Source organism: Desulfosarcina sp. BuS5, from assembly GCF_028752835.1.
Classification (GTDB): Bacteria; Desulfobacterota; Desulfobacteria; order Desulfobacterales; family BuS5; genus BuS5.
This window is the reverse complement of record NZ_CP087952.1, coordinates 943,634-958,174: the sequence shown is the minus strand read 5'-3', so window position 1 is coordinate 958,174 and position 14,541 is coordinate 943,634. Positions and strand designations below refer to the sequence as shown.

Annotated in this window: 11 protein-coding genes and 1 pseudogene; 6 read left to right on the top strand and 6 right to left on the bottom strand. The window is 38.6% G+C overall.

Annotated features, from left to right (window positions below; translation table 11 throughout):
• Positions 1-223: 223 nt before the first annotated feature.
• Positions 224-1,594, bottom strand: a complete 1,371-nt coding sequence (locus tag BuS5_RS04675) for a hypothetical protein (protein ID WP_274427705.1) — start codon at positions 1,592-1,594, stop codon at positions 224-226.
• 405 nt (positions 1,595-1,999) lie between these two features.
• Here BuS5_RS04675 and BuS5_RS04670 point away from each other — a divergent pair, with 405 nt between their 5' ends.
• From BuS5_RS04670 to BuS5_RS04660, 3 genes and pseudogenes are all read left to right on the top strand, one after another.
• Entirely contained in the window at positions 2,000-2,305 is a 306-nt protein-coding gene (locus BuS5_RS04670) for a hypothetical protein (protein WP_274427721.1), read from the top strand.
• Between the two features lie 284 nt (positions 2,306-2,589).
• Positions 2,590-2,895: a hypothetical protein gene (locus BuS5_RS04665; RefSeq protein ID WP_274427819.1), complete on the top strand. Its 306-nt coding sequence runs from the start codon at positions 2,590-2,592 to the stop codon at positions 2,893-2,895.
• Positions 2,896-2,967: 72 nt separating this feature from the next.
• Positions 2,968-3,393 (top strand): annotated as a pseudogene (locus BuS5_RS04660) (transposase); the annotation flags it as partial.
• A gap of 649 nt (positions 3,394-4,042) precedes the next feature.
• Here BuS5_RS04660 and BuS5_RS04655 read toward each other — a convergent pair.
• A complete protein-coding gene (locus tag BuS5_RS04655; protein WP_027355183.1) occupies positions 4,043-4,495 on the bottom strand; it encodes an HAD family hydrolase in 453 nt (150 codons plus the stop codon).
• Between the two features lie 98 nt (positions 4,496-4,593).
• Between BuS5_RS04655 and BuS5_RS04650 the strand changes: the two genes are divergently transcribed.
• Both BuS5_RS04650 and tnpC read left to right on the top strand, forming a co-directional pair.
• Positions 4,594-5,472: a DUF4338 domain-containing protein gene (locus BuS5_RS04650; RefSeq protein WP_274427795.1), complete on the top strand. Its 879-nt coding sequence runs from the start codon at positions 4,594-4,596 to the stop codon at positions 5,470-5,472.
• Positions 5,462-6,913, top strand: a complete 1,452-nt coding sequence (gene tnpC, locus BuS5_RS04645; protein ID WP_274427794.1) for an IS66 family transposase — start codon at positions 5,462-5,464, stop codon at positions 6,911-6,913. The genes BuS5_RS04650 and tnpC overlap by 11 nt, the downstream gene beginning before the upstream one ends.
• A 387-nt stretch (positions 6,914-7,300) precedes the next feature.
• Here the strand turns inward: tnpC and BuS5_RS04640 are convergent, their stop codons facing one another.
• A complete protein-coding gene (locus BuS5_RS04640; protein ID WP_274428045.1) occupies positions 7,301-7,672 on the bottom strand; it encodes an ATP-binding protein in 372 nt (123 codons plus the stop codon).
• A gap of 68 nt (positions 7,673-7,740) precedes the next feature.
• Positions 7,741-8,745, bottom strand: a complete 1,005-nt coding sequence (locus BuS5_RS04635) for a transposase (RefSeq protein ID WP_274428044.1) — start codon at positions 8,743-8,745, stop codon at positions 7,741-7,743.
• Between the two features lie 106 nt (positions 8,746-8,851).
• Between BuS5_RS04635 and BuS5_RS04630 the strand changes: the two genes are divergently transcribed.
• A complete protein-coding gene (locus BuS5_RS04630; RefSeq protein WP_274427698.1) occupies positions 8,852-10,213 on the top strand; it encodes a transposase in 1,362 nt (453 codons plus the stop codon).
• 158 nt (positions 10,214-10,371) lie between these two features.
• Here the strand turns inward: BuS5_RS04630 and BuS5_RS04625 are convergent, their stop codons facing one another.
• Together BuS5_RS04625 and BuS5_RS04620 are read right to left on the bottom strand one after the other, a co-directional pair.
• Positions 10,372-11,769, bottom strand: coding sequence for an RNA-binding domain-containing protein (locus tag BuS5_RS04625; RefSeq protein ID WP_051375240.1), 1,398 nt, complete (start codon positions 11,767-11,769; stop codon positions 10,372-10,374).
• A gap of 572 nt (positions 11,770-12,341) precedes the next feature.
• A complete protein-coding gene (locus BuS5_RS04620; RefSeq protein ID WP_274427741.1) occupies positions 12,342-14,417 on the bottom strand; it encodes a putative transposase in 2,076 nt (691 codons plus the stop codon).
• Positions 14,418-14,541 lie beyond the last annotated feature (124 nt).

Below are 14,541 nucleotides of genomic sequence, written 5' to 3'. Positions count from 1 at the left end.
TTTTATTTTGCAGCCTTTCTTGCATATCCTACAGCTATCGTTATAGGAACAATACTGATATGTTGGTCTGGGGTGTCTAAATCCCCATAATTAGCTTGCTCAGGATTTGGCCCCCCCTTCAGAATATAAGTTATGTATGTCAATTTGCTCCATTTATAAACAAAGCATTAACATGTTGATAATACCCATTATTTATATTTGAATGTGGTCAAACAAATGCTTATTAAGCTGCGGCACGGTTATTATATTCAGCATTATTGGGCGCATAAGGTTGTTTTGTAAACTTATTTACGGGCCCACCTAATTGTTCAAAATTTGCTGTAATATCAGTTACATCTTTTGATTTTTCATCATTTTTTGGCACCGGTAGAAGAGTTAAACCACAGTCAAACTCAGTTGACAAACTATCTGTAAGGCTTCCGGGGGTTGGTAAAATTTTTCGGCGCTGCCGAGTTAAAGACAACAACTTATTTTCAACTTCCTGTTGTTCCTTTACTGTAACGCCCATTGCCATCCGAACGGATTCTCTATTCACAGATCCGCAAAAAGCCGGTAAACGAAGTGCAATTCGGTTTGCATCTTTTACTTCTCCTGTACCATGTGTTTTACCAAGTCCAAACAGGGATTCAATATTATCAGAACAAATAGGCATTCCAGTATTGCCCATGCCCAATGATTCAGCGACTATTAATTGTTTTTCCATCCAGGTAATAAAACCGATACGTACTTGAGAGCTTTGAGGGATATTTTTTAAAAGTTCTTTGCACTCTTTGTAGGTTTTCATATTCAAGCCTTGAGCTTTAAGAATTTCCTGGCTTTTTAAAAGAGGAGATGCATCACGAAGAAATCGCTTGATAAACTGTTTATATTCAGGAAGTTTACCAAGATAATTCCTAAGTTTTGAAACTACAGAGTCCTTTGAAACTCGCCCCCGTGGTGAGTGCTTAAGAACCATTTCAGCCCATTTCACCATTCGATGAATATTCATGAATCGAGCTTTTGTCGAAACCTTTGGGGGTGCAAAAAATGCAAGTACTGTTTGCTTAAATTTTTTTGAGGCTTGTCCGCAAGCAGAGATAAAACAGTCATACGAAGGATGTTTTGTATATTCTTTTTTTAATAGATTGGCAACAACATGAGAAATATCATCAATGGAGAAACTTGAAAATCCTCTTTCATTTAGGAGTCTGACACCTTTCATGAGGTCCATTCCTCCGTCTTTCAAATATGCAGCAGGTTTTCCGGTGATGAGAATCACCTTTTGTAAAAAATTTGCAATGGATTCTCCAGTCCATGATTTCGCCACTGAAATTGCTACACAATTGATGTTTTCAAGAGTTGGAGCACCTTCATGATTTTTAAAATGATCAGTTCTAAGCTCCAAAATAGCAAGAATTTTACCAGCTCCCAATGCTATTGAGGTATCTATCATCCAAATAGCACCATTTACAATCTTATCCATATCAAAAGAAACAGAAGAAAGCCCTTTATAGTTCCAGATTTTTGATAGTGAATATCTGGTGACCCAGTTAATGATCGTTTGAGGGCACGGTATTTTGGTTATCCCAAGGTATGCTTGTAAAATGCCAAACATTCTTGATATTGCTCTGAATCCAACGTGTCCGACCAAAAATAGGCGTAAAGAAATAAAAATCAATTCCTCCTTACTATTAACCGACAATGTGTTCTTTTTACGTTCTTGTTCTAATTCTTGTCTATTTTTCCGGAGTTCAGACTTGTATTTATTTCGTTCATTTTTAGTACGTTTCAGCTCAGCTTTCTGATACTTAATTATACGAGTACGATCAACTGCTTTGTCTTTCCAGGCAGTTCTACTTTTTTTAATTTTGAAACTTTACTCATAGCAATAACCATCTTTTTGGTTAAAATATTTGAATATATAGGGAATAATAATTTTTTTCAATCAGCAATTTTGAATTATTGACGGCATTTTGTTATGGTCTACGCAAATTTTACTGAAAATATTGAAGGTGCCTGAATGACATATGATAGATTGCAAGCAAAAATAATCCCTGGCAAACATTGTAGCTTTTGTGGAAACGATTCTGTTCCTTTAATAAAAACAAAATGTTGTGACCAATGGATTTGCTGTGACACTTCTTTTGCATCTATAAAAGGTGGAGATTATTGCCAATATCATCACGAGCACGAGGGTCTCTGCCATTTTCATTACAATAACAGCCATTCAGGGATATGGCAGGAGTGCAAAGAATGCCGGGATTTGGTTGGGGAAGATAATTTTAATGCTGCATTTCATGACCCCAACAATGTGCCAAGATATTAATCGCACTCATGATAGGGCCAAAAGTTGAGCAAAAAAAGTAGCCACAAAACTGAGTTTTTGGACACCCCATACTTAATTATACGAGTACGATCAACTGCTTTGTCTTTCCAGGCAGTTCTACTTTTTTTAATTTTGAAACTTTACTCATAGCAATAACCATCTTTTTGGTTAAAATATTTGAATATATAGGGAATAATAATTTTTTTCAATCAGCAATTTTGAATTATTGACGGCATTTTGTTATGGTCTACGCAAATTTTACTGAAAATATTGAAGGTGCCTGAATGACATATGATAGATTGCAAGTAAAAATAATCCCTGGCAAACATTGTAGCTTTTGTGGAAACGATTCTGTTCCTTTAATAAAAACAAAATGTTGTGACCAATGGATTTGCTGTGACACTTCTTTTGCATCTATAAAAGGTGGAGATTATTGCCAATATCATCACGAGCACGAGGGTCTCTGCCATTTTCATTACAATAACAGCCATTCAGGGATATGGCAGGAGTGCAAAGAATGCCGGGATTTGGTTGGGGAAGATAATTTTAATGCTGCATTTCATGACCCCAACAATGTGCCAAGATATTAATCGCACTCATGATAGGGCCAAAAGTTGAGCAAAAAAAGTAGCCACAAAACTGAGTTTTTGGACACCCCAGCTGTGGTTCTTCTTGGCACTCCTGGGGTAAACCAGACCAGAAAGCCGGTTCGACTGGTTGGTTATAAAATTGCCGGTGTCAAATATTTTGTGGCAACTGATCGTTATGATCTTACAGCCGAGCAGGTTGCAACCGTTTATAAGCTTAGATGGGATATCGAAACTTTTTTCAAATGGTGGAAGAAACATTTAAAAGTGTACCACTTGATTGCTCACAGTAGATATGGCCTGATGGTTCAAATCCTTGCGGGGTTAATAACCTACCTGCTTATGGCCATATACTGCCATGAACAGTTTAATGAACCTGTATCAATAAAGAGGATTCGTCAGCTTAGAAATACCATCCAGAACGAATTACGTACTGACGAAAAAAACGTATGGTCTAATAATCTGATTATCAAAGAGCAAATGCTATATGCAAAAACTTAACCGGACACTACTGATTTAAAATCAACTTTAGTATTTACTAAATCTGAAGGGTCCCGGTTTTTGCAAAATTTTCATAATAACTGACATTGAGCAGATCATGTCATAACTTCCTGAATTTTATTGAAAGTGAAAATTTTAGATCAAATTTACGTGCAATAAATTCAATGAGTTATATTAAATGACAATGCATGTTTTTCTCATTTATTTTTCTTTTTTATTTTGTGCTTAAACTTTGAAACGGCAAAATTCAGTTCTATCTATGTTTGTTTCTGTGTCGGTTATTTGCAGATCGTCATCAAGGAGTTCAGCGATAAGTTCTTCACTTTTCAGCATCAAGGATTGTTGCTCACGTTTATCCTGCCCTCCATGTACTTACTAAAGAGAAATTGGAAATTGAGGAATTTGTTGTGAGATGTCTCAACATATTGAAGGATAGACGAATCTTGTAATGCAGAACAAAAAAAGGTTAAAGGTCATGGGATCTCGCCATAATAACAGGCTGAAAACATAAAAATTCAAAGGCATTCACAGAAAAATGCTTATACATGCTGGCCACCATCCTCAAAAGCCCGCAAGCGATTCAGGCTACCTTGGCGATAATTGAAACCTTTTCCAAAATACGAAAACTGTCTCACAATATCAAGATTCTTTAACTGATCTCCGTCCCAGGCGGAAATGGTGATCGTTCTTCATCATTAACAACCCTAAGAAATTTAGTTCCACAATCTTGAGCCGCATCAAAATCCGTTATGGCATCACCAACGAACAAGCAATCTCCCAGCTTATACCCATAACGTCCTGCGATATCCTTAACAATCCCCTCTTTTTTTCTCGGAGAACCGTGTACCTCCAGAAAGTAAAGGGCTATATTTCTCTTTTTCGCGATAACTTTGATTTCCTCATCCGGCGTGCCCGATACAACAAAAGCCGGAATACACTGTTTTCTGAGCTGTTCCAAAGTTTCCAATGCACCATCAACGAACGGAGCGGCCAACACGCCTTCTATGGCAAGCTGGTTGAATTCTCTACCAAGAGCTTCCAATATATTTTTATTAATAGGTTTTTGCAAAATTTTTTTGTAATAATATTCGTAACCGTTCACGGGCAATAATCGTTTTGAGTTTAAAATTTAATATCTAACCGCAAATTTTTTTAAGAAAAATTTTGCGTTCCAGTGCCTGATGGTTTATAGTGTCAGGAATGGAATCAGTCATAACATATCGGAGGCGATCAGTCACCAGGCAAAATATAGCGACCGTCAGGCGGATTATTGAATCACATCCTGACAAAAGCAGACGCTTCATTTCTCAAGAAGTCTGCAGGGAATGGAACTGGAGACAGTCTAATGGTGTTCTTAAAGATATGATCTGCCGAAGCCTGCTGCTTCTTTTGGAATCAAAGGGTTTTATTAAACTGCCTGCCCGAAAATGTACCCCTCCCAACCCTCTTGCAAAGCGAAAAAAAACATCCTGGGTAATAGTCGATAAAACTCCTGTTCATTGTTCTGTCGAAGACCTGTTTCCTATAAAACTTGACCAGGTTCGCAGAACTTCTTTTGAGAAGATATTCAATGGTCTTGTAAGTGAGTACCATTATCTTGGTTATACTCAACCAGTTGGGGAGCATCTCAAATATATTGCATTTTCTCATAATCGCCCTATTGCGTGTTTGGCATGGGGGTCAGCGCCATGGTATATTGGAGCACGAGATCGTTTCATTGGCTGGAGCAAAAAGATTAGAGAGAACAATCTTCATCTAATCGCCAACAATCTCCGTTTTTTGATCCTGCCATGGGTTCAAGTCCCTTGTTTGGCATCATATTTATTGGCATTGAACCGTCATCGCTTGTTACAAGATTGGAAAACTTTATATCATCATCCGGTTTATCTGCTTGAAACCTTTGTTGACACAGAGCGCTACCGCGGTACCTGTTATAAAGCGGATAATTGGATCTGTGTGGGGCAGACAACCGGTCAGGGCAAGCTCAGCAAATCAAAGCAACCACTACTTTCCAAAAAGGCTGTTTATGTTTATCCCTTGACTAAAAACTTTCGCAGGGAGTTATGTCATGACGCATGATGAAGCATTGGCTTTGTATAATGCCGGGCTGAAAGTTACGGTCAAAATCCTGTGTGATTTAAGCAATACTATTGAATTTCAGGAAGAGCAGATAAAGGCTTTGGAGGTCAAGGTTGCCAAGCTTTCAAAAAACTCATCTAATTCCAGCAAACGCCCTTCTTCTGATGAGATCACAAAGCCAAAAAATCAAAAAGAAGGAAATCGTAAGATCGGAGGCCAACCCGGACATGAGAGGCATCTTCGTACTCCCTTCACCGAGGATGAGATAAACAAAACTCATCCATACATACTAACTGTTTGCCCTGTATGCGATGGGGAAGTTCATATAATTGATGCGCCTCCTCGTATTATCCAACAAATGGAACTGCCGGAGCTGCCGATAATCAAAGAAGAACATCGTTCGTATCCGGTATGGTGCGAGAAATGTCAGCAAATTCATTACATGCCTTTTCCTGCTAATATAGTCAAGGAAGGGCTCTTCAAAGAGCGCTTGACAGCCTTGGTTGCCTATATGAAAAATGTCTGTCATGCATCGTTTTCCACAATCAGAAAATTTATCCGAGACGTCCTTGGAGAAAATGTTTCCCGTGGATATCTGCGAAAAGTAATTGAAAAAGTAAGTCAGTCCCTGGAAGCGCCATACAGTGAATTGCTCAATCGTTTACCTTTCGAGGAAGCAGTAAATGTCGATGAAACCGGCCATAAGGAAAACAAAGACAAGTTTTGGACATGGGTTTTCAAGGCTGAAATGTATGTGCTGTTCAAAATCGACAAGTCCCGTGGATCAAAAATTTTAATTGATGTTTTGGGTAAAGAGTTCAACGGAGTACTGGGTTGTGATTATTTTTCGGCGTATCGCAAGTATATGAAGGATTTTAACGTTACTATACAGTTTTGTATCGCCCACTTGATTCGGGACATCCGGTTTTTAACAACTTTGCCAGATAAAGAAACAAAAGCATATGGCGAAAAACTTCTGGATGAAGTCCGAAATATGTTCAAGGTTATTCATGATCGTGACAATATAATCCCGGAAGACTTCACCAATGCTCTTGAAAAGGCTAAGGCAAGAATTATTACAGCAGCCTTGGAGGATGTTCCGAGTCGACTGAATAAAGACGGTAAAGAAGAAAAACGGGAAGCCAAAAATATGGCCAACCGATTCCGCAAGCATGGTAAAGAATATTTTGAATTTATCACAACTCCCGAAATAGGCCCTACCAACAATGTGGCAGAACAGGCAATCCGATTTATCGTAATAGATCGTTACGTAACTCACGGTACACGCAGTATCAAAGGACGAAAAAGTTGCGAACGGTTATGGACTGTAATTGCAACATGCGCATTACAAGGCCGATCAGCATTCAATTTTATATTGGAAGCAGTTAAGGCGTACTTCAAGAATGATCCCGCCCCATCCCTTATACCTGATACCTCATAGTGAATTTACGATAGGAATCCCTCGGAATCAGTCTATTAAAAAACCTGGAGTTGATTTGACATTCCGCCACTGCGTGATCGACTGGCCACTGATTTCGAATATTCCGTGTATATTTCGCAGAGGACAATCATAGGTGATGCGCTTATTCTTACACTGATCATGAAATGAGAACGAGATTTCCTAAGTAGTGATCAAATGCAAGAATTTCTTTTTTTGTCTCTTTATAATCCAACATCCTCATCAAAGATGAATCGGTAGGCGTAGTAGTATATCCCTAAAATTTTTTCATCCTTGAAGACAGCGATACTATATACCGTTTATTCATAGGCCCAACCATTTCCTGCCATTCCAATATTTAAAGGGGGCATTTATACCCGTGAACGGTTACTAATATTCAAATTTTTTGAACCTTGAAACACTTCTTTGTATGTCGGTATAACCACAGGCCTGATAGCTCCAGGATACGGTATGTTCATATTTTATATTCCTCACGCAAAGGCGCCCAGTTAAGGGATGGCTAAAGAATAGAATAGAATAGAATAGAGGAATCCTGTTCAAGAGTTTCCCCGGGCTAAAAATAGTGATCCGGTCATCAAAAATCTTGATTTGGATATCAGAAGAGTTAGCGTAATCCCGATGCACAACAGCATTCAACAAGGCTTCGCGCAGTGCGGGCAAAGGATAGGCAAATCGCTCCCTGCGCGGCAGGCTGCCATCAAATTCAAACGCCACGCTGATATGCGAAACAAGAAACTTCATCGCCCGCAATATTGATCTGGGCCGTATCTACGGGGCAGGTATGGGGACGTCTATGATATTATGCGTTTTTACCCTATCAACTCAAATCTGTTTTCTCTTTCAATTTTTTCACCTCTTATGGATGAACGACTTACCGCTGATTGGCATATATTCAGCTTTTTTCCAATTTCAATGGTTGTCATGCCGAGCTTTCGATGAGCCCAAAAACATAAAAGACTTCGCGCTTTAACTGTTGGCGGTGATTTCCCGAAAGCCGTTACCTGCTCAATCTCCATGCCCATCACTTCGGCAACCCGCTGTATTACCCGATTGAAATCATAACCTTTGGCTCTTAATTCATATTTCTGCTCAAATTCTTCTTCGGCGGCCTTTAAAACATTTTCAACAAAATCACTGTCACCTAAAATGCGTTCATCTCCCTTAACACGTATGCCTGCTTTGCGAAAATCTTTGAGAACCGACCAGCCGCCTATACTCCTTAATAATCCACCACCGGTAAGATCCTGCCGTTTACCTGCGCTTATACCTTTTTCCACAAACGCTCGATACCCTTTTATTGCCAATCTTTTTTTGCCGGAAAACAGTTTATAAACATAATCGATATTCTGCCATTCCTCACTGGCTTTATTCATCAGAACACTGTGACCGCACCACTTATATTTATCCAGGCTTTTCATATCTTCCACAAGACCCGCCCTCAACGGGTTTAAGTGGATATAACGCACCAATTCCTTTAGATATATATCTTCCTGGCATAAAATTGACTTGTACCTGTTTTGAAAAAGTTGACCGTGGCGACGGTATTTCTTATTGAAACATACCGCGTATCCGGTGAGCAAACGACTCATTAACACAGAAACCGGAATCAATCCGGTTTTTAATAATAAGTGGACGTGATTTGGAATCAATACCCATGCAAAACACTCGGTTTGTGTTTCAGGAATCAAATTATTGAGCCGATTTAAAAAGTTTTTCCGATCATAATCTGATCTGAAAATTTTCTTACGTTCTATCCCCCTGACAATTATATGATGCAATGCTCCAGGTGCATCTATTCTCGCTTTTCGTGCCATGTTTAAAATGCTCAAGTTTTCGAAAAATAATAGTAGACAAAATTAACAAAACGTGTCAAAATAGTTTGGTTCATTTTTTTTCTCACATATACATCAAGGAGAACAAATGAAAATTCCATGTGCCAAACGGCTTGGTTTTGTTGTAAGTGGTCTCTCTTTTCTTCAACCCGCACTGACGAATGCCCAGATGTATGACTTTACCTTGGTTGCTACAGCATTAATATTAGGGTCACGTCTACATCTTACTGAAATTAGCTGTATGTTGCTGAAAGAGAAAGCAGTGAGCACACTTTCCTATCTTTTTTCGAATGCAAAAATTTGTACAGATGAATTGCAAATGCTCTATTTGCTTCAGACACTCAACACATACAAAATTTCTCATGGCTATTTCATCATAGATGATACCATGAAACATCATACCAAATTTTGTAAATGGATTCATGGTGTTTTCATATTGTTCGATCATGCACTTGGAACCAATTTAAAAGCAACTTGCATTGTTTTCCTCTATTATAGTGATGGGGCACTTATCAAATTCCCCATTGCTTTTCGAGTATATCACAAGGGAACCGGTACTCTTATGCCTTGGCAACGCGGTAAACGGTGTGACTGCATAACCAAATATGATCTTGCAGTAGAAATGATGGAGTGGGCCATATTAAAAGGGTTTCCAAAGTGTATTGTTCTTGCCGACTCCTGGTTTGGAATATCGCCATTTATCAAGGAGCTTAATCGGCTTAATCTTGACTATGTGCTTGAGATAAAAGCTAATCTCAAGATAAGAGAATCATGCAAAGAACCAAAGTTAACTCCAAAGGGACGATTAGCAAAATATCAATACGATCTTGTTGGATTAGCAAAATATTTTGAAAAAATAACAACCTTTGTTCGTTGTGGATTTCCTGCCGACCCGGAAACAGGTCAAAAGGAAAAAGCACTTTACATAACCAAGGCTTCAACAGTTCGCTTGAATGCCATACCTGGCAAACATCGAATAGTTGAAAGTCACGACCCTGCCACTCAAACCATCAAGTATCTCCTCACCAATTGTCTCACCTGGGAAGCCACCAAAATCATTTCTGTTTATAGCCACCGCTGGGTTATTGAGGAGTTTTTCAAGAATGCAAAGCAGTTGTCCGATATGGAGGGAGCCACTATCAGGAGTGAACAAGGCGCAACACTAGCGTTGTACCTGGTGTCCTGGATTGACTTCCTCCTCCATTTGGAGAATTACAAGCAATGCACTGTTGGAAAACTGCCAAAGGAACCATTAACGATTCCTTCAATAGTTCGCCGAGCGCAAAACGAAAATTTGGAAGCGTTTGTCTTGCGAGTACAATCCGATGAGGATTTCGTTAACAAACTGGTTGAATTCAGCAGGGCTAACATGAACCGCAATCGTAAGAAATACAAAGAGTTAGTTGTTATTAATGGGGATGTTGCTGCTCCTATGAAAAAGGCCGCATAGCAAAAAATATGCCAGATGTCAATTTTTACAGGAACTATTTTTCGAAAACTTGAGAAAATGTATCATATAATAATTTCTAAGTAAAGCATAATATCATAGACGTCCCCATACTCCCTCGTCCCCATACTCCCTGGGTGGTGAAATCCCCCATCTCCACTTTATTCAATTGGATAATATCCACCTGTCTTTGGGGCACCTTGAAATCTAATCTTGTGCTGTTTCCGAAGCTCTCCGAGCCATCGCTCCATGGTTCTCTGGGGTAGGTCCATAGCGGCTTTAATATCTTTTGTTTTCAGCCCGGGATTGGCTCTGATGAAATCAAACAATTCGCTTACTCCGCCACTTATTCCGCCACTTACTCCGCCACTTACTCCGCCACTTACTCCGCCACTTTTTGTTTCTCTGATTGGAAACAACGTCACTTTAAAATTATCACCCAATATTTCAAATATCGGCTCAGATGACCCGATATCCGCCATTGCCTGGCGCACCCGTTTGATGCCTGATCCATATTTTTCAATTATTCCCGCTTCTTTGAAGATGGCGGCAATCTGCTTGTTCCTGGGATTGGATGCCATTTTTCCTGAAAGGATATCCTGCATATTAATGCCCTTGGGCAAAGGGCCGGGGTTAAAAAATTCGATTCGGTTTTGAAATATTTTTATGGTGGAGTCACCTTGCGCTCGGTAATCCCGGTGGACAATCATGTTGACGAGGATTTCTCTGACGGCTTCAAGTGGATATTCCCAGACCTCATCTCTTTCAGGCTTCCCTGATATGACAAATCGTTTGCTGATGTGCTTCTTCACAAAGGTCATACATGTTTCCATCTCTGAAAAAAGATCATCTCGAATTGTCAGATTATCCCGAATAATTGTTTCCGAATCAAAACGTCCGGCATCAATAGTGGAGATCAGGGATGAGTGTTTACAAAATAAAAGGAAACAGCCAAAAGAAATTGAATTTTCACGCAATAATTCAAATTTTTTGAGCACGATCAAAGGATCATCAGTAATAGGATAATCTCGATAACGATTTGAAATATCGATAAATCGATTCACTTTATCCAATGAGATATCACTAATGCCATGATTTGAATCTTTTGCAAAATCCCAGCTGAGATTAATTGTCTTCAGATGTTCATTGGCAATTTCACTCAAATCCATAAGATGATTCGAATTGTGAACCCTTTTATAATATTTTCCTCTAAAGCTGATTGGCTTAATCGGATATGAAATGACAGATAAGCTGACGATTGTCTTGCCGTCTTGTGTTAACTGTTCAACATCAGGAACAATAGCGGGGGAAGTCGAGTGTTTTATCTGATTGACCCATTTCTGGATACTTTCCTGTGTCGTTTTTGCCCCAATAACTTCACCTTTGTCGCTGATGCCTATCAAGACTGTTCCACCCAGGCTGTTGGCAAAAGCGGATAAGGCTTCTATGGTCTCTTTTCCAAAAGACGTCTTGAACTCAAGTTGTTCGGATTCGCCTTGGTTTATGAGAATTTGAAGATCTTTCACTTTCAGATACACCTTTGGATATTCATATTTCATGGTCTTTCATCGGGGTCTGACCCGCTTAAGTTGCAGATAAAATGCTTAATTTTTTATGGGCATATAGTTCAACTTGAGTGTACAATAATTTCCTCCACATTTTTGAGTGGAGTCAAATATATCAGAAGGAAATCATCTTGTCCATCATCTTACGTGTCGCTGTAGTGCCAATATACATGTTGCCCAATATAGGCGGATATCAATAAAAAGTCAAGTTATTTTTTATTTTATGGCACTACATTGGTAAAGCCAGAGCAAATTATTTTTAACCTATTAAAATCATTCAAATTAAATTTTTGAAAATTCTAAAATGAGGCTTATTTTGAGCATTTGCCCATAAAACTCAAAAAGATGGGCTAATAATATTTTTGGACACGGATTTACGCGGATGAACACTGATTTTATGAGGAATTGGGAACGCTGTTACATTGTGAAGTTATGGCAGATAATCGTCTATAATTTCAGAGTTACCCACTTAAAGTGGAACAGGCTGTAAAATCAGAGATGAATACGCTATTACAGACCTCGGAAAAAAATAGCATTTTAAGCATAATTTTTTGGACACTTTCCTTTTAAATAGGTGACGAACCAACTTCAATCTGTAATATTTTTCCAATCGGAATATAGGCGCTTAATGCATTCAATCTTTTACAAAATTGTTCCTGCGCTTTTCGGCGGCTTGGTTGTTGAAGAGGCTCCAATCGGACAACCACTCTGTCTGCTTCAGATTTGATCCATCCATGAGACTGAGTGATGGCATAAAACAAGTCCACATATTCATTTTCATTCGGGTAATGACACAATAACCAGTCAGTCATATCCTTACGCGCATTCCATAATGAAGCTGTAACAAAATCAAAAAGATTTTTTCCTTCATTATCAATCTTCTTAAAGGAATTATAATCCTCAAGAGTAGAAACATCCACCTTTTCAGGCAGTTGTTTTTTCTCATTGAGGAGCTTTGTGAGCTCTGCCTCTAACTGGCTTATTCCTGATTCTAAACAGGCTTTCAAGCTGTTTTCGCGCCTTGAGCCATCTTTGTTTAAAACTTCCTTAGTCCTTGAATTTTTTTTATGCTTTTTATCAAGCTTTTTACGTACGGTCTTAATTTCTTTCTCAATGGATTTGATAGCAGGATTTGCTATAAGCTGTTTATCGCTATCTAATGTTTTAAAGCCGGGGTGATAATGAAAAGGATGCCTGTCATGGAGGTGTTTAAATGTATTTTCAGAGGCACCCCAGCGGTTCAATATAGCTTGTGCGCATTGAAGAGTAGTTATAGGTCTGCCGTCATCCCATGCAAGACAGCATGTCCGACGGTTGCTGGTCTGATTCCAAAGATAAATTTTCCTGAGTTCAAAGGTTTTAGTTTTACCATTTTCCTCCAGGGTGAAGGTCTTTTCACCCTCGAAAATGCGGTATTTTTTGTTGTTCATCTCAAAGGATTCGTTAAAACAATCATCATCTAACTCCTTGAGTTTTTTTGAATCAACGTGTTTTTCCCAAGTAACAAAGGGAATTTTATCTTCAATAAGAGAGTTAAAAAATGGAGCGCCATACCCTTCTCTGTCAAAGACCATGATGGGAGGCTCTGTAAGTTCCTTGGCCCATTTTTTTTTCAGTTCGACAATATGAGTTTTAAGATCGCCTTTTCCTTCTTGAATCTGAAAATCAACAATACGACCACTTTCATCGCATGTAACTATATTTGTTTGTCCCGGCATCATCATTTTGCGCTGTGTATTAAAGGCAAGATGAATTTTTCGTCTGCCTGTGTATGGAAGCAGATGCCCATCTGCAAACCATATACAGGTACTGACCAATCCGCCTAAAAGCTGTTGCTTAAAAAATAATTTACAAAGAGATGTGGAAAATCGTAAATTACAAGCTGCATAGAACCATTGCCAAACATCTCTTTTTGGAGGCAATTTATTGAGGCCCAAAATAAGCCCCGCTTCTTTCTGGTTAATATTTTTCAGTTGTTCTATGGATTTGATATTATTGGCGACCATCAACAAGAAAACTAAAAATATTTTATAGGCAGAACCAAAATAACCCATTATCAGCTTAAGCCATTGATTTGTACTAATTAAAACAATTAGATAAGGGAATATCCCTGCAAAACGAGTGAATTTCCAATCATGAAGGCTCTTAAATGGTTGTTCGTCTTTTGAAACAAGTTGTTCGCCGAATTCAAAATCAAGCTCCTGCTGTTTTTTTTGATTTTCTAATCGTTTAGCTTTTCTCTCTTTAGCGAGAATGACAGCCTTGGTGCCCTGTATGCGTTTGTGCTGCGTGCTCTTGCGATGTTGTTCAAGATTTTTGCCCATTTTGGGATTATATCCACCCAATAAGCCTTCTGTCCCAAATTTTTTTTTGCTCTCAATGTAATTGTGTATCGTTTGTCTGCTAATATTAAGGGCACCAGCCAATAAAGATTTATTCGCACCCAATTCAACGGCATCAACAACAAATATTTTTTTTGCCGGCTTGTCAGAAATATCAACCTTTTTAACAATGATATCGCGGTTTTTAAGGGTAATCATGTGCTTATTTCTTCTGTTAAAAACCAACGACAAATTTGCGCCAATCATTTTGGTGTTATCGTTTTTTTTCTTTGGTATATCTGGAAATAGTTGTTTTTGCATAATTGATACCTTAATGTGGTGTACGCAATGTGAATTTTTAATAAGGTATCACAAAAAAATATTTTTTACAAAATAAATTTACATTAAATAAAAGAAATAGTTAAAATAAAATAGGTTAAACATA